The sequence below is a fragment of the Pseudomonas sp. Eqa60 genome, assembly GCF_018326405.1.
GTDB lineage: Bacteria > Pseudomonadota > Gammaproteobacteria > Pseudomonadales > Pseudomonadaceae > Aquipseudomonas > Aquipseudomonas protegens.
The window spans coordinates 6,121,229-6,141,070 of sequence record NZ_AP024342.1 but is presented as its reverse complement, the minus strand read 5'-3'; the positions used below and the strand labels follow the sequence as shown (position 1 = coordinate 6,141,070).

Here is a 19,842-nt window from a genome sequence, read left to right as displayed (position 1 = left end):
CCTGTTCCTTATCCCAACTGGGCCAGCGCCTGGCGGAAAGCCGGCGGCAGGTTGTTGCCGAAATGCACCTTGCCGTCGGCCTGGGTGAAGATGCCGGTCCTGGCCAGCCATTGCTCGAATTCGGGAGCGGGTTTCAGGCCAAGGGTCTGCCGGGCATAGAGCGCGTCGTGGAAGGACGTGGTCTGGTAGTTGAGCATGATGTCGTCGGACCCGGGGATGCCCATGATGAAGTTGATTCCTGCCACCCCCAGCAGGGTCAGCAGGTTATCCATGTCGTCCTGGTCGGCTTCGGCGTGGTTGGTGTAGCAGATGTCACAGCCCATGGGCACGCCCAGCAGCTTGCCGCAGAAGTGGTCTTCGAGGCCGGCGCGGATGATCTGTTTGCCGTTGTAGAGGTATTCCGGGCCGATGAAGCCGACAACGGTGTTGACCAGGAACGGCTTGAAGTGCCGGGCCACGGCATAGGCGCGGGTTTCGCAGGTCTGCTGGTCGATGCCGAAGTGGGCGTTGGCCGACAGGGCGCTGCCCTGGCCGGTCTCGAAGTACATCAGGTTCTGCCCGAGGGTGCCGCGGTTCAGGCTCAGGCCTGCTTCATAGCCTTCCTGGAGCACGTTGAGGTTGATGCCGAAGCTGGCATTGGCCGCTTCGGTGCCGGCAATCGATTGAAAGACCAGGTCCAGGGGCACGCCGCGATTGATCGCCTCGATGGAGGTGGTGACGTGGGTCAGCACGCAGGCCTGGGTGGGGATCTCGTAGCGCTGGATGATGGCATCGAGCATTTCCAGCATGGCGCAGATCGAGGCGATGCTGTCGGTGGCCGGGTTGATGCCGATCATCGCGTCGCCGTTGCCGTACAGCAGGCCGTCGAGAATGCTTGCGGCGATGCCCGCCGGCTCGTCGGTGGGGTGGTTGGGCTGCAGGCGGGTGGACAGGCGTCCACGCAGCCCCAGGGTGCCGCGAAACTTGGTCACCACGCGGATCTTCTGCGCCACCAGGATCAGGTCCTGCACGCGCATGATCTTCGACACCGCGGCGGCCATTTCCGGGGTCAGGCCCGGCGCCAGGGCCCGCAGGCTCTGTTCGTCGGCGGCGTCACTGAGCAGCCAGTCGCGAAAGCCGCCCACGGTCAGGTGGCTGACCGTGGCGAAGGCCTCGCGGTCATGGGTGTCGATGATCAGCCGGGTGACTTCGTCGGACTCATAGGGAATCAGCACCTCTTCGAGAAAGTGCTTGAGGGGGATATCCGCCAGGGTCATCTGGGCGGCAACCCGCTCGCCGTCGTTGAGGGCGGCAACCCCGGCCAGAAAGTCGCCGGAACGGGCCGGGCTGGCCTTGGCCATGACGTCCTTGAGGCTGTCGAAGCGATAGGTCTGAGAACCTACGCTGTGGGAAAATTGGGCCATCTCAGTCTCCGTTTCAACGATGTAGGGGCGTTGCCGAGTGCTGGCGGATCATCAGGATGCCACCTTCTTCAGCAGGTTTTCCAGACGGTTGCCGGCAGCCCGGTGATGGAGGATGGCAAAGGCCTTTTCCGCCACCAGGCTGCCGCCTTCCAGCGGCGGCAGGCCACCGCTGTAGATGTTCGAGATCACTGTGTATTCATAGCGAATGTCGGCATTGCCGCTGAACTGGGCGGCGGCGCGGCGCGCCTGGTCGTCCGGCAGGCGGTAGCCCAGATAGGCGGACATGCTCCGTGAGGCCAGGGCATCGCCGCCGGGCCGCTCGCCGATCAGCACGATGATCAGCTGGGGTTGCAGGGCCTCGCCCACCGACTCCGCCAGCTTGACCCGGCCATAGGGCGCGAGGATTGGCTGGCCGATGCGCAGCTCGCGACTCAGCAGGCCATCCATCAGCACCGGCAGCAGCTCGGGAATGTTGTGGTGGATGGCCTCGGCGCTGAGGCCGTCGGAAATCACGATCTGCACGTCGTTGTATTCCGGTTTAAGGCGCCGCAGCACTTCCTCGGTCAGCCGCGCGCCCAGCTCCGGGTCTTGCAGGTGAGCCAGCTTGTCCGGGGCAGCGGTACGCAGCTCGCGCAGGGCAATGGCGCCGATTTCGCTGGGGCGCAAGTCGACGTAGATTGCCTCGCGGGCCACTGCCAGGTTGGCGCGCACCGTACGCGACACGCTGTTGGCCGGGCGCGGCCCGGCGTTGTCGAAGCCGTAGGTGGCCGGGGTGGATTCCAGCAGGCGCTGGAAGTCGATGTCCGACTGGCAGAAAATCCGCGGGTTGCCCCAGTTCGGCCCGCGTTCCACGTTGCCGTGGGCGTCTTCCTGGAAAATCCCCTTGCCCAGGGCCCAGCGCAGGTATTCCGGGGCCGGTGCCAGGTCGTGCACCTCGCGCAGGGTCTGGTTGTCGTGGGCGCTGGTGTCGAAGTAGGCGAGCATGCGGTCGGTGCTCAGGTACACGTCCATGAAGAAGTTGGCGCCTGCGGCAGTCAGCAATTCGGTGGCCATCTGCTGGCCTTCCAGGGTCACTTGCGAGTGCAGGGTGTAGCAGGGGGCCATGCCCATGGGCAGCCCCAGCAACTTGCCCATGAACTGGTCCTGCAGGCAGGAATAGGTCATCTCGAAGTTGTCGAGGTGGGTTTCCGGGCCGATGAAGCCGGTGACGTTGTTCACCATGTACGGCCGGTAGCGCCGGGCAAGCCCGTAGCACAGGGCTTCGCAGGTGGTCATGTCGATGCCTTCGTGCTTGCCGTAGGTCAGCTCGCTGCCCTGGCCAGTCTCGAAGTACATGAAGTTTTCCGCCACGTCCCGCAGCGGGCCGCGCTCGGCCATGGTCTGCCAGGCCTGGTCCAGCAGTTGCACGGTAACGTCGAACTCGTCGGTCAGGGTACGTTCGGTGCCCGCCAGGCTCTGGAACATGATCTCCACTGGAGCGCCCTGGTCGAGGCAGGCCAGTTGGGTCTTGATATGGGACAGCACGCAGATTTGGGTGGGTGCTCCGGTTTCCCGGCGCAGCTTGTCCAGGTGGTGGAGCGTGGCGCTGATGTTGTCCACGGTGTCGATGGCCGGGTTGAGGCCGATCAACGCGTCCCCCGAGCCCATGCTCAGGCCGGTGTAGACCAGCAGGGTGATGCCGCTGAGGTTGTCGGTGGGATGGTTGGGCTGCAGCCGCGACGACAGGGTGCCGGGCAGGCCCACCAGGGTTCGGGCCTTGGCGGCCGCGCCACTCTTGAGCTTTTTCGACAGCAGGATCAGTTCATGCACATCCAGCAGCTTGGCCAGGGCGGCCACCATTACCCCGGTCAGGGCGCGGCCGATGCGGCGTATTTCGGTGCCGTGGCTGCGCAGCAGGCGATCTTTCAGGGCGCCCAGGGTAAGAGGGGCGATTTCCCCGAACACTTCGTGGTCGATGTCGTAGTTGACCTGCATGACACTGTCGATATGGCCGTGGCGGTCGGTCAGCGGGTGCTGGAAATAGTGATCCAGGGTCAGTTCCGAGAGCACCTTGCGCGCTGCTTCGCGAGTGATTTCATCCACGGCGGCCAGCCCCGCCACACGGTCCCCTGCCTTGCTGATGTCGGCGGCGCCGAGCACCGCCTTGAGGCTGTCGAAGGCGATCTGGCGATCCAGCACCCGGGTGCTGTAGCCACGTTCGGCCGGGACGACGGGAAGGCGGATGTGCTGCAGTTCGGTGAGTGACATGGCAAGACTCTCCTTGGCCGGCATCGGCATCAGTGCACACCGTAAAAGGCGACGGGCACTATGTGCTGATGGGGTGTTCCCAGATTGATGAAGTGCGCCGAGCGTTCACGTACTTCGTCGATGACGATCAGGTTGCAAGAACTGCGCCCCCAATCCGTGGCGTAGTTGCCCAGGACCTTGCCGACGTTGCTCTCCAACAGCAGCACCAGCGGCCATTGGGGCGCCGGGCGGGCAGTGCCCAGGGCCCGGCACAGCAGGGCGCCGAGGTGGCGTATTTCTTCCAGGCCCGGCGCCTGGCCGCCATCGAGCAATTGCAGGCAGGCACCGTCGCGGCTGCTCAGGGCCAGTTCCAGGGCCGCCTCCAGTTGCTGCCGGGAGGCGCGTACCGATAGACGGGCAACGATGGGCAGGTCCTTGAGCGGCAGTGCTTCGGGCCGGGGCAGGAACAAGGTGCTGCCGGAGATTTCGGTGTTGTGCAGGGTCAGCCCGTAGACCGTGGCCCGGCCACGGTTTTCCGGGACCAGGCGGCGGGCGTCACGCACCAGCCGCGGCTGGCGGGCAATGGCCAGGGCCAGGTCGATGCCCAGGTCGCCGTAGTGGGTGGTGCCGGGCAGGGTTTCACCCTGCAAGTGCCGATACAGCAACTCGCCGACGCCACCGGAAAAGGTCAGCGCCACATCAGGTTCGTGAGCCGGCAGGTTCAGCGGCAGTTGCTCCGTCAACCGGCCCAGCGGGCTGGCGAAGAACGCTCGGTCCCCCGACACGAGCGCCAGCAGGGCGTCGATGTACCAATCCAGCACGGCCTGCAGTTGTGAGCTGTCGAGGAGTTGTCCGGATGTTTTGCCAATCGCCAGGTGATCGAGCAGGGCCCGGCCGAACTCCGACATTCCGCTGAGCCGATAGCTGCCCGGCTCGAATTGCAGGTGCCGGGCACCGATGAAATGGCAACCGCTGGCCAGCACACTGCCCTCCAGGCCCCAGGCGGCATTGGTGGTGCCACCGCCGATATCCAGGTTGAGCATGGGCTGCTGCGCGTGAAAGCGGCTCAGGGCCGAGCAACTGCCCATGAACGCCAGCCAGGACTCCAGGCCGCCATCGTCGGCACGGGTGATCAGTGCGTTACCGATCAGTTGCCCCACCAGTTGCGCCAGGGCCTGGGCGTTGTGCCGCCGGGCCGCCAGCCCGGTGATGATCACCCCGCCGGAAAACAACTGCTGCGGGCGCACGTCCGCCTGTTCAAGCCAGGTTTCGATCAGGCCGCGGATCGCGGCTTCATCGATGACCTCATCCTTGAAGGGCGTGAACACCGGGTCGCCGCGAAACAGCACCCGGGGTTCGTTGAGGGCCATGCGCCCGGTGATGCAGTGGCTGCTGAGGCTGGCCTGGGCAATCAGCACGCTGCTGGTGGTGGACCCGAAGTCCAGCCCCAGCAGCAAGACCTGGGCGCCGCCGGTGAAGGCTTGCATGCAGGCGTTCCTCGCCGCGCCGGAGTCAGGCCGTGGCCTTCTGGCCTGCCGGTTCCGGGGTTTCCAGGGCCGTGCCGCCCAGGTACTCGCCTTCGCCGATGATTCCGGCAGCCCGGTCCTGGGCTTCCAGTTGCAGGGCCTTGGGCACCGACAGCCAATAGGCCAGTCCCACCGCGACGAAGCCGGCGCTGATCTTGCCGATCAATACCGGGAGGATGATGGTCGGCTGGAAGTTGGCGGTGAAGGACAGGTGGTCCCCCAGCAGGAAGGCGGCGCAGACACCGAAGGCGATGTTCACCACCTTGTCCTTGGGCGGCATGAAGCGCACCAGGCGGAACATGGCCAGGATGTTGGCGATGGTGGCCAGCATGCCGGCACTGCCTACCGCGCTGAGGCCGATCTTGCCGCCGAGGTTTTCCAGGGGCTTGCCCAGGTACTTGCGCAGCAGGTAGACCATGGGGAAGGCGCCGGCCAGCATGATGCCGATGTAGCCGGCGGTTTCCAGGGCGCGGGTCTGGTCCTCGGCGTCGGCGATGATCGGGTGGAAGCCCCAGCCGCCAAACACCGCGGAGAAGGCCCCGGTGAAGTACTCGACGATGGAGAACACCAGTACCAGCTTGATCGCCGCGTCCATGGCCCGGCCGAAGATGATGAAACCCTTGATCATCATGTCCGGCAAAAAGCGCAGGCCCAGGGCCAGGGCCACGACGAAGATCAGGATCGGCAGCAGGTTGGCGAAGATGCTGCCCAGGCCCAGGGCCAGTTGGTAGCTGGCTTCGCCGCTGGTGCTGACCAGTTCGCGTACCTGCGGGTTGCTGAAGGCCAGGATCAGGCTGGCGATCATTACGCCCACGGGAATGGTGAGGATCCCGGACATGATCCCCAGGGCCATGTACTTGTGGTCGCGCTTGTCGAGCATCGCCAGGCCCATGGGGATCGAGAAGACGATGGTGGCGCCACCCATGAAGCCGGTGATCAGCGCCATTACCAGCGCTTCCTTGCTGGCGGCCAGGGCCGAGGCCAGCTGATAGCCGCCCATGTCCGAGGCGATGATCATGGTCGCCGCCAGGGCCGGATCGGCTCCCAGGGAATTGAAGAACGGTCCGAATACGGTTTCGATGACCACGGTGAGATAGGGGATGGAGGCCATGATGCCCGCGGCCGGCACGAAGATGTAGCCGGTGGCGTGAATGCCTTCCATGAATTCCTTGCCCAGGCCTCGCTCGCTGTCATAAATGGCGGCGAAGGCGCCAAGTACGGCGCAGAGCATGATGAGGTAGAGCACGTAGTTGCCGATCTGATCCATTGCGTTTGTCCCTTGTTATTGTTTTTCAAGCAGGGTCTGTGCACGACTGGTTTGGCGCAGAACTTCCGACAGCAGTGTCCCGTCCGGCAAGCCGTCGGCACCGGATCAGAGCAGGTGAACCTGTGCGGCAGGGCCGCGAAAAGGCCTCCCGGCGGCCTGGGCCGCCGGGAGGATCGATCAGAAGAAGCCCAGCGGGTTGATGTCGTAGCTCACCAGCAGGTTCTTGGTCTGCTGGTAGTGGTCGAGCATCATCTTGTGGGTTTCACGGCCGACACCAGATTTCTTGTAGCCACCGAACGCGGCGTGGGCCGGGTACAGGTGGTAGCAGTTGGTCCAGACGCGGCCGGCCTTGATCCCGCGGCCCATGCGGTAGGCGCGGTTGATGTCGCGGGTCCAGACCCCGGCACCCAGGCCGAACTCGGTGTCGTTGGCGATCGCCAGGGCTTCGGCTTCGTCCTTGAAGGTGGTGACGCTGACCACCGGGCCGAAGATTTCCTCCTGGAACACGCGCATCTTGTTGGTGCCCTTGAGCAGGGTCGGCTGGATGTAGTAGCCGCTGGACAGGTCGCCCTCGAGTTTTTCCACCTTGCCGCCGGTGAGCAGCTGCGCACCTTCGTTCTTGGCGATGTCGAGGTAGGAGAGGATCTTGTCGAACTGCTGCTCGGAAGCCTGGGCGCCGACCATGGTGTCGGTGTCCAGTGGGTCGCCACGCTTGATCTGCTCGATCTTCTTCATCACCACTTGCATGAATTCGTCGTAGATCGATTCCTGCACCAGGGCGCGGGATGGGCAGGTGCAGACTTCACCCTGGTTGAAGAATGCCAGCACCAGGCCTTCGGCGGCCTTTTCGATGAACTTGGGCTCGGCCTGCATGATGTCTTCGAAGAAGATGTTCGGCGACTTGCCGCCCAGTTCCACGGTGGACGGAATGATGTTCTCGGCGGCGCACTTCATGATGTGCGAGCCCACCGGAGTCGAGCCGGTGAAGGCGATCTTGGCGATGCGCTTGCTGGTGGCCAGGGCCTCGCCGGCTTCGCGGCCAAAACCTTGCACCACGTTGAGTACGCCGGGTGGCAGCAGGTCGCCGATCACTTCCATGAGCACGGTGATGCCCAGCGGGGTCTGCTCGGCGGGCTTGAGTACCACGCAGTTGCCCGCTGCCAGGGCCGGGGCGAGTTTCCAGGCGGCCATCAGGATCGGGAAGTTCCACGGGATGATCTGCCCGACCACGCCCAGGGGTTCATGGATGTGATAGGCCACGGTGTTGCCGTCGATTTCCGCAGCGCTGCCTTCCTGGGCCCGCAGGCAACCGGCGAAGTAGCGGAAGTGGTCGGCGGCCAGGGGAATGTCGGCGTTCAGGGTTTCACGCACGGCCTTGCCGTTGTCCCAGGTTTCGGTGATGGCCAGCAGTTCGAGGTTCTGTTCGATGCGGTCAGCAATCTTCAGCAGGATCAGCGAGCGCGCCTGCACCGAGGTCGCGCCCCAGGCGTCAGCGGCGGCATGGGCGGCGTCCAGGGCCTTGTCGATGTCTTCGGCAGTGGAGCGGGGGAATTCGGCAATCGGCTGGCCGTTGACCGGCGAGGTGTTGGTGAAGTACTGGCCTTTGACAGGCGCGACGAACTCGCCGCCGATGTAGTTACCGTATTTGCTCTTGAACGAAACGATAGCGCCTTCAGTACCGGGGTGTGCGTAACGCATGGTGGGTATCTCCTGGCTTTTATGCTTATGGGGGAGGACGCGCCGTAGCGCATATCAAGCGTAGAGCAAAGGTCGGGCCAGCGTGCTACAGGCCATATGCATCAAGGGTTTGCGGATGTTTCGAGGGGACCGCTACGGGGCGCTGTGACGGATCCGGTACAGGCTTGAGTGACAGTTTGTAACCTAAGTGGCACAACCTGTGACTCGGGAGTCAAGCCGGCATTGCAATGCAGCAGCGCCTGGAGGATGCTGGTTCGCGTGTCGAATCTTGTCGGACAAGTCTGATGAGCATTCCTCCTTCGTAGTCGATTGCAGCCCGGCAGTGGCGACAGTATTTCGTCTGAGCGTGACAGCGCAGCAGGAGAATAATAAGAAATGCACACTAGCAATTACTTGAGCCGGCATGCCCAGCAGGTGCTCACCGTGGCCCAGGGCAAGGCTCATTTGCAGGGCCCGGGCAGCGATCCTTCCATTGCCCGCTCCTGGCTGCGCTGCCTCGAGGACTATCATCTCGACCCGGCCCAGGTCATGGCCCCTACGGTGCTTGAACATGGCCGCCTGTTGGAGAGCCGCGAGCGCCTGCAAGATGTCTTGCAGATTGCCGGCACCGAGATGGCCAACCTGCACCAACAACTGTCCGGCGCCGGGCATGCGGTGCTGCTGACCGATGCCCGGGGCGTGATCCTCAACTGCATTACCGCCCCCAGCGAACGCAAGATCTTCGAGCATGCCGGACTGTGGCTGGGCGCCGATTGGAGCGAGGCCCGGGAGGGCACCAACGGCATCGGCACCTGCCTGGTGGAGCGTCAGCCGCTGACCATTCACCAGGGTGAGCATTTCCGTGGCCGGCACACCGGCCTGACCTGCTCTGCGAGCCCGGTGTTCGACCCCCATGGCGAGTTGCTGGCGGTGCTGGATGTGTCGTCGGCGCGCCAGGACGTGTCCCGGCAGAGCCAGTTCCACACCATGGCCCTGGTCAATCTGTCGGCGAAGATGATCGAGAGCTGCTATTTCCTGCGTTATTTCGAGAACCAGTGGCTGCTGCGCTTTCATCTGCAGGCGGAGTCGGTGGGGCTGTTCAGCGAGGGCCTGCTGGCGTTCGATGGCGATGGCCGGATCTGTGCGGTGAACCAGAGCGCCCTGAACCTGCTGGGGCATATTCGCGGCGGGTTGCTGGGCAAGCCGGTGGAAAGCTTTTTCGACTGCTCCCTGGATGAACTGCTCGGCCGCGCCAGTATCAATGCCAGCGCCAGTTGGCCATTGCGCACCCGGGACGGGCGACGCCTGTTCGCCTTGTTGCGCGGCCAGCCACAGCCGGCCGCACAACCAGCGGTGCTGCGGGCACCGCAGGCCATTGCGCCGGCGCGGCCCTCGGGGATCTGCCTGGGGGATGACGGCCTGCAGAACGATTTTCGCCGCGCCTCGCGAGTGTTCGAGCGCGATGTACCGTTGCTGATCAATGGCGAGACCGGCTCCGGCAAGGAGGCCTTCGCCAAGGCGGTGCACCAGGGCAGCGCGCGGGCGGGCAAGGCCTTTGTCGCGCTCAACTGCGCGGCTATCCCGGAAAGCCTGATCGAGAGCGAGCTGTTCGGTTATCGCGGCGGCAGCTTTACCGGGGCGCGCAAGGAGGGCATGCGCGGCAAGTTGCAGCAGGCCGATGGCGGTACCCTGTTCCTCGATGAAATCGGCGATATGCCCCTGGCCCTGCAGACCCGTTTGCTGCGGGTACTGGAGGATCGGCTGGTGGTGCCGATTGGCGGCGAGCCGCAACCGGTCAACGTGCGCATCATCAGCGCGACCCACCGTGACCTGCTGGAGCGGGTGCGCGACGGTAGCTTCCGTGAGGACCTGTATTACCGGCTCAATGGCCTGGAGATCGCCTTGCCGGCCTTGCGCGATCGCAGCGACAAATCCCAGTTGCTGGATTTCCTCCTGGCCGAAGAGGCGGGCGGCCAGCCGGTGATGCTGGAGGACGCGGTGCGCCAGAGCCTGCTGAGTTATTCCTGGCCGGGTAACGTGCGACAATTGCGCAACGTGCTGCGTACCCTGGCGGCCTTGTGTGAAAACGGCCGCATTGGCCTGGATGATCTGCCGCCGCTGATCCGCCACAGCCGCCCGGCGCCGCTGGGCGAAGCGGAAGCAGAGGTGCCGGAGCGGCCACTGGAGGATGCCGAGCGGGTGGCGTTGCTGGCGGCCCTGGAGCAGCAGCGCTGGCACATGACCCATACCGCCGAGCAGTTGGGCGTGAGCCGCAACACCCTCTATAGAAAGCTGCGCAAGCACGGCATCGCGCGCTAGTCCGAGCTGCCGGCCGCTGCTGGCCCGTCGGGCTTGCGCCGGCGCAGGCCAGCAGCAACCTCCCGGTCAGCTAATGGGTGCGATTTGCAGCCCTCTACGCTAACCTGCGCCGATGTTTTTCGAGGTCGACTATGCACATCCATATTCTCGGTATCTGCGGCACTTTCATGGGGTCGATGGCGGTTCTGGCCAAAGAGCTGGGCCATCACGTCACCGGTTCCGACGCTAACGTGTATCCACCGATGAGCACCCAGTTGCAGGCCCAGGGCATCGAGCTGACCCAGGGCTACGATCCTGCCCAGCTGGACCCGGCGCCGGACCTGGTGGTGATCGGCAATGCCATGTCCCGCGGCAACCCGGCGGTGGAGTATGTGCTGAACAAGGGCCTGCCCTATGTGTCCGGCCCGCAATGGCTGGCCGACCATGTGCTGCAGGGGCGTTGGGTACTGGCGGTGGCCGGGACCCACGGCAAGACCACCACCAGCAGCATGCTGGCCTGGGTCCTGGAGCATGCGGGCATGAGCCCGGGCTTCCTGATCGGCGGCGTGCCACAGAATTTCGCCGTCTCCGCACGCTTGGGCGGTACGCCGTTCTTCGTGATCGAGGCTGATGAGTACGACAGCGCCTTCTTCGACAAGCGCTCGAAGTTCGTCCACTACCGCCCACGGACCGCGATCCTCAATAACCTGGAATTCGATCATGCGGACATCTTCCCTGATCTTCAGGCTATCGAGCGGCAATTCCACCATCTGGTACGGACCATTCCCAGCGAAGGCCTGGTGATCCATCCCACCACCGAGCCTGCCTTGCAGCGGGTGATCGAGATGGGCTGCTGGACCCCGGTGCAGACTACCGGCGCCGGTGGCCAGTGGCAGGTCAAGTTGCTGAGCGCCGACGGTTCGGCCTTCGAGGTGATGTTCGAAGGCGTGAGCCAGGGCGTGGTGGAGTGGGAGCTGACCGGCCAGCACAACGTCGCCAATGCCCTGGCCACCCTGGCTGCGGCACGCCATGTGGGCGTGGTGCCATCGATGGGCATTGCCGGCCTGAGCGCGTTCAAGAGCGTGAAGCGGCGCATGGAGAAAGTCGCCGAAGTGCATGGCGTGACCATCTACGATGACTTCGCCCATCACCCGACGGCCATCGCCACTACGCTGGATGGCTTGCGCAAGCGGGTTGGCGATGCCCCGGTGATCGCCATCATTGAGCCGCGCTCCAACTCCATGAAGCTTGGCGCGCACCGCGATGGCCTGCCGGAAAGCGTCAACCAGGCCGATCAGGTGATCTGGTATGCCCCGGCCAACCTGGGCTGGGACCTGGCCGCCACGGCGGCCTTGTGCACGGTGCCGTCGATTGTCAGCGACTCTCTGGAAGGCATCATCGAGCGGGTGAAGAGCCAGGCCAAGCCGGGCACCCAGGTGGTGATCATGAGCAACGGCGGCTTTGGCGGCCTGCACGGCAAACTGGCCGAGGCGCTGCGATGAACAACGGCCCGGAACGCATCACCCTGGCCATGACCGGTGCCTCGGGCGCCCAGTACGGCTTGCGCCTGCTGGACTGCCTGGTGCGTGAGGACCGGGAGGTGCATTTTCTGATCTCCAAGGCTGCGCAATTGGTCATGGCCACGGAAACCGATGTGACCCTGCCGCCCAAGCCGCAGACCATGCAGGCCTTCCTCACCGAATACACCGGTGCGTCGGCGGGGCAGATCCGCGTTTATGGCAAGGAGGACTGGATGTCGCCGGTGGCCTCGGGCTCCGGCTCGCCGGCGGCGATGGTAGTGGTGCCGTGCTCCACCGGCACCTTGTCGGCGATTGCCACCGGTGCCTGCAACAACCTGATCGAGCGCGCCGCGGACGTGACCCTCAAGGAGCGCCGGCAGTTGATTCTGGTGCCTCGCGAGGCGCCGTACTCCAGCATTCACCTGGAGCACATGCTCAAGTTGTCGAACATGGGCGTGACCATTCTGCCGGCCTCGCCGGGCTTCTATCACCAGCCGCAGACCATCGATGACCTGGTGGATTTTGTCGTCGCGCGGATTCTCAATCTGTTGAACATCCCGCAGGACATGTTGCCGCGCTGGGGCGAGCATCATCTGAGCAGCGATGAGTAAGCCCCTGCTGGTGCTGTTGGCCGCCCTGCAACTGGGCGGCTGTGCCACGGCCCGGACCTTGAATGCCGCCCAGCCCGGGGCGCCGGTGGTGTATTCGGGGACGCGCCTGGACTTGTATGCGATGCAGGGTGGGTGCTGCGCCATGGACCGCTTTGGCGCCGAGGCACCGAGCTATCCTGGCGTGGATCTGCCAGCCAGTGCCCTGCTCGATACCCTGTTGCTGCCGCTGTCGGTGCTGACGGTATTGGGGGTGGGGTTTCAGGCAACGGGCGGGTTGTAGTGCTTCGCCGGCAAGCCGGCTCCTACAGGTACGTGCAGGAGCGGCTCGCGGGCGAGCGATTCATTTGCCCAGCTTGCGTAGTTCGTCGGACTCGACGATCCGCGTGCCGGTCTGCTCTTCCAGGGCCAGGCGCCACATGGCCCGGGCCAGTTGGCAGGCTTCGATCCCGCGGTACTTGCCCGGTATCAGCCGCGATAGTGGTCCGGCCAGCTGTTCGCCCAGGCGCGGCTCGATGCGATCCCCCAGCAGCAGTGATGGCCGGCAGATGGTCAGTTGTGGCCAGCCCTGCAGTTTCAGCGCTTCTTCCATTTCACCTTTGACCCGGTTGTAGAAGATCGACGACTTGGGGTCGGCGCCCAGGGCGCTGATCACGATCAGGTGCCGTGCGCCCAGCTCCCGCGCGCGTTTGCCGAAGGCCACCACCATGTCCAGGTCCACCGCGCGAAAAGCGGCTTCGGAACCGGCCTGCTTGAGGGTGGTACCCAGGCAGCAGAAGGCGATTTCCACTTTGCCGCTGAGTTGCGGCAGGAATACGGCGGGGTCGCCGACCGGGTTTTCCAGGCGTGGGTGTTCGCTCAGTGGGCGTCTGCTGGGCGCGAGGACGCGGGTGATGGTGGGCTCGTTGAGCAGACGATCGAGCAGTTGCTCCCCGGTCAGGCCGGAGGCGCCGGCGAGCAGGATATGCTGAGGCGTCAAGTACATGGTCATTCCCCCTTGATACTGTTTCAGCTTAGTTGCTCTGTGCTTCCTTGCTGCTTATAGAGACACTCTGCAGGGCCTTTCGTGCCTGCTGTTTGCGCAATTGTTGCCAATGGGCAATGACGCCTCTGGGCGCCCAGATCTGCGGTTCCGACGCTTCGAAGCCGTCTGCCTGCTCACGCTCGGCAACGATGCCCCGGGCCAGCTTGAATGCATGCTCCAGGTCGTCGGTCTGGTTCAGCGCCTGGGCGAACAGGACATCGCCAAAGTAGGTGAAGTCGGCCTCTTCCGAGCAGCCGAAGGACACCCGGTCTGCCTGGGATGCGGTCATGATCAGGGTTCGCTCATCCTTGAGGGCCGGGATGAAGCCGCCGGAGTAGCAGGAAGAGATGACGATGATCTTGTCGCGGTTCTTCAGCGGGGCCAGGGCGGTGGCCAGTTCATCGGCGGGCAGGTCTGCCAGCTCCAGGCGCGGCTGGTCCAGCACCAGTTCGTGGGCGCTGGTGCCGTGGCTGGTGAGGTAGATGAACACCAGGTCTTCCGGGCCGCTGCGTTCGGCCAGGGTCTGGGCGGCGCGGCGCAGGTTTTCCCGGGTGGCCATGGGCCGGTTCATCAGGTGGTCGCGGTGATTGACCAGGCGGATCTGGCCGTAGGCGCCGAAGCGACTGGCGAGCATGTTGCTGACATAGTCGGCCTCGCGCAGGAACACGCTCTGCTTGCCGTCGCCGGCCAGGGTCAGGCTGTAGAGTTCGATGGCCGGGGTGGAGGCGGGCACCGTATCGAGGGCTTCCTTGAGCAAGCGGCCCTGGACCAGCAGCGCAGTTTCCAGCGGGTCTGGCAGTAGCTTGCCATCGGCGTCGCGAACCCGCAGGCCGTTGTTCCATACACCGCTTTGCACGCTGCCATCGCGCAGTACCAGTACGCCGTGGCCTTGGTAGTTGTCACTGTCGAAGCCGCCAACGTAGAAGCTGCCATCGCTGAGGTTGAGCCGCCCCTCACCGCTGAAGCGCCAGTCGCTGAAGGTGCCGACATAGTGGCTGCCGTCGGCGCCGGTCAGTTCGCCCTTGCCACTCAGGGCGCCTTCCTTGAACTGGCCGATCCAGACGTCACCGTCGGAGTTTTCGTAGCGGCCCTTGCCGTTGAGCTGGTTGTGCTTGAAGCCGCCGACGTAGATGTCGCCTTCGGCACTGTTGAAGGTGCCGTTGCCTTCCAGCTGGCCGTTGACGAAGTTGCCGGTGAACTGGTTGCCGCTGGCGTCGCTGCGCTGGCCTTCGCCATTGGGCTTGCCCTTGGCGAACTGGCCCTGGTACTGGCTGCCGTCGTCCAGTTCCAGGCGCCCGAGGCCCGAATACAGGTCGGCCTTGAATTCGCCGCGGTAGGTCATGCCGTCTTCTTTGAGGGTGCCTTCGCCATCCCGGCGGCCGAGCTTGAAGCCGCCGCTGTAGCTGCTGTCCTTGGTGGTCAGGGTGCCCTGACCATGGAACAGCCCTTGCTGGAACTGGCCGCGATAGACCTCGCCGTTGCTGCCGTGCCATTCCCCCTGGCCATGCCACTGGCCCTTGTCGAACTGGCCGGCGTACCAACTGCCGTTGGGATAGTCGATGCGCCCTTGTCCCTGGAGCAGGCCATTGACCAGGTCGCCTCGATAGCGCCCGCCGTCCGGCAGGCGGGCATCGGGCGGCAACAGCGATTCGCCGTCGCCACAGGCACTGAGCAATAGGGTCAAAACCAGGGGTGCAAGTGGGCGCATAACGGGTTCCGGATAATTAGGGGACCGAGTATGCCGCAGCGGTGTGTCTTATATATAGAGAGGTTGAGCGAAACAGCGTGAGCTGTTTCGCATCGGAGGGATTTCAGACGAAACAGAGCGACAGCGGCTCGGCGATATAGGCCGGTTTTTCCTGGCCGTCGATTTCCAGGGTGGCGGTCGCCTTGAGCAGCCACTGACCGGGTTTCTTTTCGGTGACTTCAGTCAGGTCGACCTTGAGCCGCACCTTGGAATTGACTGGCACCGGCTGGATGAAACGCACGCTGTCCAGGCCGTAGTTGACCACCATCTTCAGGCCCTGGGGCAGCACGAGGATGTCTTCCATCAGTTTGGGGATCAGCGACAGGGTCAGGAAACCGTGGGCAATGGTGCTGCCGAACGGGGTCTGTGCGGCCTTGACCGGATCCACGTGGATGAACTGGAAGTCACCGGTCGCCTCGGCGAAGAGGTTGATGCGCTCCTGGTCGATGGTGAGCCATGGGGAACGTCCGAGTTCCTTCCCGACATAATCTTTGAGCTCTGCAACAGGAACATGGGGCATTGAGACTCTCCTTGGATCAACGATTTATTAGTATTCGACGTTGTGTGGTGCGCTCTGAAACTTCCACTTTAGATCATCATGGCGATCCTTCCCGGTAAACATCCATGCTTTTGGCGAATGCCGGTTCATAGCACCTGCGTGCTTATAATGCGCGACGGGATCTGGCTGGAGAGGCGGTATGTTGTTACGCGGTTTGACATGGCTGGTGCTGTTCCAATTGCTCGGAACGGCGCTCAATCACCTGCTGTTGCCCGTGCTTCCCGGGCCCATCATCGGCCTGTTGCTGCTGCTGGTTTTCCTGGTGGTGCGCGGTGAAGTGGGCGAGCCGCTGAATCTCGCGGCTGGCAGCCTGCTGCGTTACCTGCCGCTGCTGCTGGTGCCGCCTGCGGTGGGGGTCATGGTCTATGCCCGGGACATCGCCGCGGACTTCTGGGCCATTACCGGCGCGCTGGTGTTGTCCCTGGTGATCTCGATGGCCTTTGTCGGCGTGCTGATGCAGCGCCTGGTCAAGCGCCAGGGCCGGCAGGAGGACAGTCAATGATCTTCGATTGGCAGGGGGCCTGGGCCGCGGTGATCCATCACCCGCTGTTTGGCATCGGCATCACGCTGGGTGCCTATCAACTGGTGCTGGCGGCGTTCGAGAAGACCCGCTGGATGTTCCTGCAGCCGGTGCTGGTGTCCATGCTACTGGTGATCGGCGTGCTGCTCGGCTGCGGCCTGAGCTATGCCGAGTACCGCAAGAGCACCGAAATCCTGAGCATTCTGCTGGGCCCGGCGACGGTAGCCCTGGCGGTGCCGCTGTACCTCAACCTGCGACGGATCCGCCAATTGTTCTGGCCGATATTGGCTACGCTGGTGGTGGGTGGCGTCGTAGCTACCAGCCTGGGCGTACTGCTGGGATGGTGGTTTGGTGCCGAGCACATGATCCTAATGACCATGGCGCCCAAGTCGGTGACCTCGCCCATTGCCATGCTGGTGGCCGAGCAGATTGGTGGCGTGGCGGCGTTGGCGGCGGTCTTCGTGCTGATTACCGGAGTGATCGGAGCGATATTTGGCCCGGGCCTGCTCAACCGTTTGGGGGTGCATGGCCCGGAAGCGCGAGGCATGGCCCTGGGCATGACCGCCCACGCAGTGGGCACCTCGGTGGCCTTGCAGGAAAGTGAGGAGTGCGGCGCCTTTGCGGCGCTGGCGATGAGTCTGATGGGCGTGGCCACGGCAGTGTTGCTGCCGTTGGCGGTGTCGTTGCTGGTTTAAGGAAGGAAGTATGAACCTGGCGCTTTTTCCTCTGAATACCGTGCTGTTTCCCGATTGCATTCTCGATCTGCAGATTTTCGAGGCGCGTTATCTCGACATGATCGGGCGCTGCATGAAGCAGGGCAGCGGGTTTGGGGTGGTGTGCATCCTTGAAGGGGAGGAGGTCGGGACGGCCGCCCAGGGCTATGCGCAAATTGGCTGTGAAGCCTTGATCACCGACTTCCACCAGCAGGACAACGGGCTGCTGGGAATCAGGGTCAGGGGCGGTCGGCGTTTTCGCATTCTGCAAAGCGAAGTGCAGAAAGACCAACTGACGGTGGCCCGGGTGCAATGGCTGGAAGAGGCCCCCGAACAGCCGTTGCAGGATGAGGATGCGGACCTGATTGCGCTGCTCAAGGCCTTGGCCGAACATCCGATGGTCGAGGCCCTGGATATGGGGGTCGAGGCTACGGGGCAGCTGTCACTGGCCAATCAGTTGGCCTACCTGCTGCCTTTTTCCGAACAGGACAAGATCGACCTGCTGCAACTGGATGATCCACAGCAGCGTCTGGATGCCATCCAGCAGTTGCTGGACGAGCTGCAAGGCGAACTCTTCGCCTGAGCCGCAGCCTGTAGTGGCGGCCGCAGCTTGCCTCTGGCGTTTTTAATAGGCGTACCGCAGCAGGGCGTGAGGCAAGTGCCGTGTCGCCATGTATCCGCACATCAACAGCATGACCGGCAGTAGCAGCCACCAGGCCCTGGCCGGCATCGGCTTGAGCGGGCCTTGCCATTGGCTCAGGGTCAGGCTGGCGGCGCAGACACAGGCCGCGAGCATGGCACCGGCGAGAATGTCGGTTGGCCAATGGGCCCCCAGATAGACCCGGGATAAGGCAATGGAGGCCGCCGGCAGGCAGCCCAGCAACAGCCAGGTCAGGCGCATGCGGGGTGGCTGGCCACGGCCGGCCAGAACTGCCAGGGTCAAGAACAGGGCGAAGGAGCCGGAAGAGTGACCGCTGGGCATGCTGAAACTGGTGAGAGGCTCGCTCAGCACTTCAGGGCGTACCCGTGCGAAGAACCATTTGCTGCCGGTGTTGGCCAGGGCAGTACACAGCAGGGTCGCTCCGGCGAACGTGGCCTGGCGCCATTGGCGCAGGGCCAGGAGCAGCAGGGTCAGCACTGCGCTGAGGATGAACATGGCGCGGAACTCGCCGATCTGGGTGACCATGACCATGATCTTGTCCAGAGCCGGGTCCCGGTGCTCCTGTACCAGGGCGATCAGGCCCTGGTCGAACTGCGTCAGGTACGGATAGCCGATGAACAGCCCTGCCAGAATCAGCAGGCTCAGGCCGGACATCAACAGGGTTGCCCGGCGATGGCGCCGCAGGCTGCTGTTGACGCTCAGGCCGACAAGCACCACCAGGCTGCCAATGACGATGCCCGCCTGGGGCCAGAAGCCTTCGGGCAGGGGCAGGCGAATCGCCGCGCCCGTGGCCCAGCCCGGCAGCAGATAGGCCAGCGACCAGCCCGCCGCCGCCAGCAGGCTGACGGCGAGGAAACGTGGGAACGGCATGTCGAACATTCCGGCCACCATCGGCAGCATTGGTCGTAGCGGGCCGATGAAGCGGCCCACCAGCAGGCTGGCGATGCCATAGCGCTGGAAGTAGCTTTCCGCACCGCTGATCCATTCAGGGTGATGACGAAGGCCGGGCAAGCGGCGAATGCCTTGGTGGAAATGCCGTCCCAGCAGATAGGACATCACGTCCCCCAGCAATCCGCCGGCAGCACCCAGGAGCAGGGTTTCCCCCAGTGACAGGGCGCCATTGCCGGCCAGTACCGCAATCGCGAACAGCAGGACCGTGCCCGGCACGATCAGGCCCACGATCGCCAGGCATTCCATGCAGGCCACGATGAACACTGCGGCTGCCAGCCATTGGGGGTTGCTGGTTAGCCAGGCGGTCACGCTGTCGAGCCATGGGCCCATAAATTCAACTCCGTTGTTGTTTTTTGCTGAGGTGGGACGGTGGCGTCAGCCGAGCACCAGGTAGTCGCGCCCTTCGACCTGGCCGCGACGCATAGGGTTGCGCGTGCAGTAGGGGGCGTAGGCGGCATCGACAAAGCGATACATCAGGTGTTCGTCACGCCCATGGGGGATGCCCAGGCGGGTGGTCTGGAGGATGTGTGGCACGGCGGCACCCACATCTTCGACGAAGAGAATCTCGTGATCGAAGCGTTTCGCATCCCAGACCGGAACCTTCAGGCCCAGGGCCTTGCACAGCAGGGTCTGGCCGGCGCAGAGCTTTTGCGCGGGGCGCGGCCGGCCACTGGCGTCCGGATTGTTCAGCAGCATCTGCGCCAGGCTGGCAGGGCCGGAGACTTCATCGACCCAGGGATAGGCGGACTTGATCAGTACGGCATTGCCAGGGCCCCGGGCGCTGAAGTTCAGGGAGTCGCCGCCGCGGGCGTAGTACATATAGATGTGGCCGCCGTCCAGAAACAAAGCCTTACGCTTTTCTGTGTAGCCGAGGGAGGCGTGGCTGCCTTTTTCCTCGCAGTAATAGGCTTCGGTTTCGATAATGCGCGCGGACAGCCACAGATCGCCGACTTTATGGCGGATGACTTTGCCCAACAGTTCGCGGGCCAAAAGCTCGGCATCACGGTCGAAAAAGCCGTCCGGCAGGGCTTTTGGCAGTTTTGCAGAGGTCAGAATGGACATGGTGGCGAAGGGTTATGGCGGAAAAGGTGACGCAATGGTAACAACTCCAGGCTTAATTCAGGCTGAACGCCGGGTATTTG

17 protein-coding genes are annotated in these 19,842 nt (G+C 64.0%); 7 read left to right on the top strand and 10 right to left on the bottom strand.

Annotated features, from left to right (window positions below):
* Positions 1 to 8: 8 nt before the first annotated feature.
* The 5 genes from KI242_RS27820 to KI242_RS27800 form a co-directional block, all read right to left on the bottom strand.
* Positions 9 to 1,403, bottom strand: a complete 1,395-nt coding sequence (locus tag KI242_RS27820) for an ethanolamine ammonia-lyase subunit EutB (RefSeq protein ID WP_011063691.1) — start codon at positions 1,401 to 1,403, stop codon at positions 9 to 11.
* Between the two features lie 51 nt (positions 1,404 to 1,454).
* Complete coding sequence (locus KI242_RS27815) at positions 1,455 to 3,650, bottom strand: ethanolamine ammonia-lyase (protein WP_015637180.1); 2,196 nt, start codon at positions 3,648 to 3,650, stop codon at positions 1,455 to 1,457.
* 29 nt (positions 3,651 to 3,679) lie between these two features.
* On the bottom strand, positions 3,680 to 5,116 hold the full coding sequence (locus KI242_RS27810) for an ethanolamine ammonia-lyase reactivating factor EutA (RefSeq protein WP_212805718.1): 1,437 nt from the start codon (positions 5,114 to 5,116) through the stop codon (positions 3,680 to 3,682).
* A gap of 25 nt (positions 5,117 to 5,141) precedes the next feature.
* Positions 5,142 to 6,422, bottom strand: coding sequence for an ethanolamine utilization protein EutH (gene eutH, locus KI242_RS27805; protein WP_011063688.1), 1,281 nt, complete (start codon positions 6,420 to 6,422; stop codon positions 5,142 to 5,144).
* Positions 6,423 to 6,599: 177 nt separating this feature from the next.
* Entirely contained in the window at positions 6,600 to 8,120 is a 1,521-nt protein-coding gene (locus tag KI242_RS27800) for an aldehyde dehydrogenase family protein (RefSeq protein WP_011063687.1), read from the bottom strand.
* 375 nt (positions 8,121 to 8,495) lie between these two features.
* Here KI242_RS27800 and KI242_RS27795 point away from each other — a divergent pair, with 375 nt between their 5' ends.
* The 4 genes from KI242_RS27795 (at position 8,496) to KI242_RS27780 (ending at position 12,808) form a co-directional block, all read left to right on the top strand.
* Positions 8,496 to 10,418, top strand: coding sequence for a sigma-54-dependent Fis family transcriptional regulator (locus tag KI242_RS27795; protein WP_011063686.1), 1,923 nt, complete (start codon positions 8,496 to 8,498; stop codon positions 10,416 to 10,418).
* A 131-nt stretch (positions 10,419 to 10,549) separates the two neighbouring features.
* Entirely contained in the window at positions 10,550 to 11,899 is a 1,350-nt protein-coding gene (gene mpl, locus KI242_RS27790) for a UDP-N-acetylmuramate:L-alanyl-gamma-D-glutamyl-meso-diaminopimelate ligase (protein WP_072452897.1), read from the top strand.
* Complete coding sequence (gene ubiX, locus KI242_RS27785; protein ID WP_011063684.1) at positions 11,896 to 12,528, top strand: flavin prenyltransferase UbiX; 633 nt, start codon at positions 11,896 to 11,898, stop codon at positions 12,526 to 12,528. The genes mpl and ubiX overlap by 4 nt, the downstream gene beginning before the upstream one ends.
* On the top strand, positions 12,521 to 12,808 hold the full coding sequence (locus KI242_RS27780; protein WP_015637176.1) for a YceK/YidQ family lipoprotein: 288 nt from the start codon (positions 12,521 to 12,523) through the stop codon (positions 12,806 to 12,808). The genes ubiX and KI242_RS27780 overlap by 8 nt, the downstream gene beginning before the upstream one ends.
* A 60-nt stretch (positions 12,809 to 12,868) precedes the next feature.
* On the opposite strand, the gene KI242_RS27775 is transcribed toward KI242_RS27780, so the two are convergent.
* The 3 genes from KI242_RS27775 to KI242_RS27765 form a co-directional block, all read right to left on the bottom strand.
* Positions 12,869 to 13,510: an oxidoreductase gene (locus KI242_RS27775; protein WP_011063682.1), complete on the bottom strand. Its 642-nt coding sequence runs from the start codon at positions 13,508 to 13,510 to the stop codon at positions 12,869 to 12,871.
* Positions 13,511 to 13,538: 28 nt separating this feature from the next.
* The gene (locus tag KI242_RS27770; protein ID WP_212805717.1) at positions 13,539 to 15,257 is read right to left on the bottom strand and encodes a C13 family peptidase; all 1,719 of its coding nucleotides are present in this window, start codon (positions 15,255 to 15,257) and stop codon (positions 13,539 to 13,541) included.
* 103 nt (positions 15,258 to 15,360) lie between these two features.
* The gene (locus KI242_RS27765; RefSeq protein WP_015637175.1) at positions 15,361 to 15,816 is read right to left on the bottom strand and encodes a MaoC family dehydratase; all 456 of its coding nucleotides are present in this window, start codon (positions 15,814 to 15,816) and stop codon (positions 15,361 to 15,363) included.
* 178 nt (positions 15,817 to 15,994) lie between these two features.
* Here KI242_RS27765 and KI242_RS27760 point away from each other — a divergent pair, with 178 nt between their 5' ends.
* From KI242_RS27760 to KI242_RS27750, 3 genes are read left to right on the top strand one after another with little or no spacing between them, the layout of a single operon-like run.
* Positions 15,995 to 16,357, top strand: a complete 363-nt coding sequence (locus tag KI242_RS27760) for a CidA/LrgA family protein (protein ID WP_011063679.1) — start codon at positions 15,995 to 15,997, stop codon at positions 16,355 to 16,357.
* Positions 16,354 to 17,070, top strand: coding sequence for an LrgB family protein (locus KI242_RS27755; protein ID WP_011063678.1), 717 nt, complete (start codon positions 16,354 to 16,356; stop codon positions 17,068 to 17,070). The genes KI242_RS27760 and KI242_RS27755 overlap by 4 nt, the downstream gene beginning before the upstream one ends.
* A gap of 10 nt (positions 17,071 to 17,080) precedes the next feature.
* On the top strand, positions 17,081 to 17,671 hold the full coding sequence (locus KI242_RS27750) for an LON peptidase substrate-binding domain-containing protein (RefSeq protein WP_015637174.1): 591 nt from the start codon (positions 17,081 to 17,083) through the stop codon (positions 17,669 to 17,671).
* Positions 17,672 to 17,713: 42 nt separating this feature from the next.
* On the opposite strand, the gene KI242_RS27745 is transcribed toward KI242_RS27750, so the two are convergent.
* Both KI242_RS27745 and KI242_RS27740 read right to left on the bottom strand, forming a co-directional pair.
* Positions 17,714 to 19,030 carry a bifunctional DedA family/phosphatase PAP2 family protein gene (locus tag KI242_RS27745; RefSeq protein WP_212805716.1) on the bottom strand — a complete coding sequence of 439 codons (1,317 nt, stop codon included), beginning with the start codon at positions 19,028 to 19,030 and terminating at the stop codon, positions 17,714 to 17,716.
* Between the two features lie 45 nt (positions 19,031 to 19,075).
* Positions 19,076 to 19,762 carry a DNA-3-methyladenine glycosylase gene (locus KI242_RS27740; RefSeq protein WP_011063675.1) on the bottom strand — a complete coding sequence of 229 codons (687 nt, stop codon included), beginning with the start codon at positions 19,760 to 19,762 and terminating at the stop codon, positions 19,076 to 19,078.
* Positions 19,763 to 19,842: the final 80 nt, after the last annotated feature.

Coding starts and splice junctions, on each gene's coding strand:
- KI242_RS27800 (WP_011063687.1), bottom strand. CDS start 8,120: ATGCGTTACGCACACCCCGGTACTGAAGGCGCTATCGTTTCGTTCAAG.
- ubiX (WP_011063684.1), top strand. CDS start 11,896: ATGAACAACGGCCCGGAACGCATCACCCTGGCCATGACCGGTGCCTCG.
- KI242_RS27815 (WP_015637180.1), bottom strand. CDS start 3,650: ATGTCACTCACCGAACTGCAGCACATCCGCCTTCCCGTCGTCCCGGCC.
- KI242_RS27795 (WP_011063686.1), top strand. CDS start 8,496: ATGCACACTAGCAATTACTTGAGCCGGCATGCCCAGCAGGTGCTCACC.
- KI242_RS27775 (WP_011063682.1), bottom strand. CDS start 13,510: ATGTACTTGACGCCTCAGCATATCCTGCTCGCCGGCGCCTCCGGCCTG.
- KI242_RS27755 (WP_011063678.1), top strand. CDS start 16,354: ATGATCTTCGATTGGCAGGGGGCCTGGGCCGCGGTGATCCATCACCCG.
- KI242_RS27810 (WP_212805718.1), bottom strand. CDS start 5,116: ATGCAAGCCTTCACCGGCGGCGCCCAGGTCTTGCTGCTGGGGCTGGAC.
- KI242_RS27765 (WP_015637175.1), bottom strand. CDS start 15,816: ATGCCCCATGTTCCTGTTGCAGAGCTCAAAGATTATGTCGGGAAGGAA.
- eutH (WP_011063688.1), bottom strand. CDS start 6,422: ATGGATCAGATCGGCAACTACGTGCTCTACCTCATCATGCTCTGCGCC.
- KI242_RS27770 (WP_212805717.1), bottom strand. CDS start 15,257: ATGCGCCCACTTGCACCCCTGGTTTTGACCCTATTGCTCAGTGCCTGT.
- KI242_RS27820 (WP_011063691.1), bottom strand. CDS start 1,403: ATGGCCCAATTTTCCCACAGCGTAGGTTCTCAGACCTATCGCTTCGAC.
- mpl (WP_072452897.1), top strand. CDS start 10,550: ATGCACATCCATATTCTCGGTATCTGCGGCACTTTCATGGGGTCGATG.
- KI242_RS27740 (WP_011063675.1), bottom strand. CDS start 19,762: ATGTCCATTCTGACCTCTGCAAAACTGCCAAAAGCCCTGCCGGACGGC.
- KI242_RS27760 (WP_011063679.1), top strand. CDS start 15,995: ATGTTGTTACGCGGTTTGACATGGCTGGTGCTGTTCCAATTGCTCGGA.
- KI242_RS27750 (WP_015637174.1), top strand. CDS start 17,081: ATGAACCTGGCGCTTTTTCCTCTGAATACCGTGCTGTTTCCCGATTGC.
- KI242_RS27745 (WP_212805716.1), bottom strand. CDS start 19,030: ATGGGCCCATGGCTCGACAGCGTGACCGCCTGGCTAACCAGCAACCCC.
- KI242_RS27780 (WP_015637176.1), top strand. CDS start 12,521: ATGAGTAAGCCCCTGCTGGTGCTGTTGGCCGCCCTGCAACTGGGCGGC.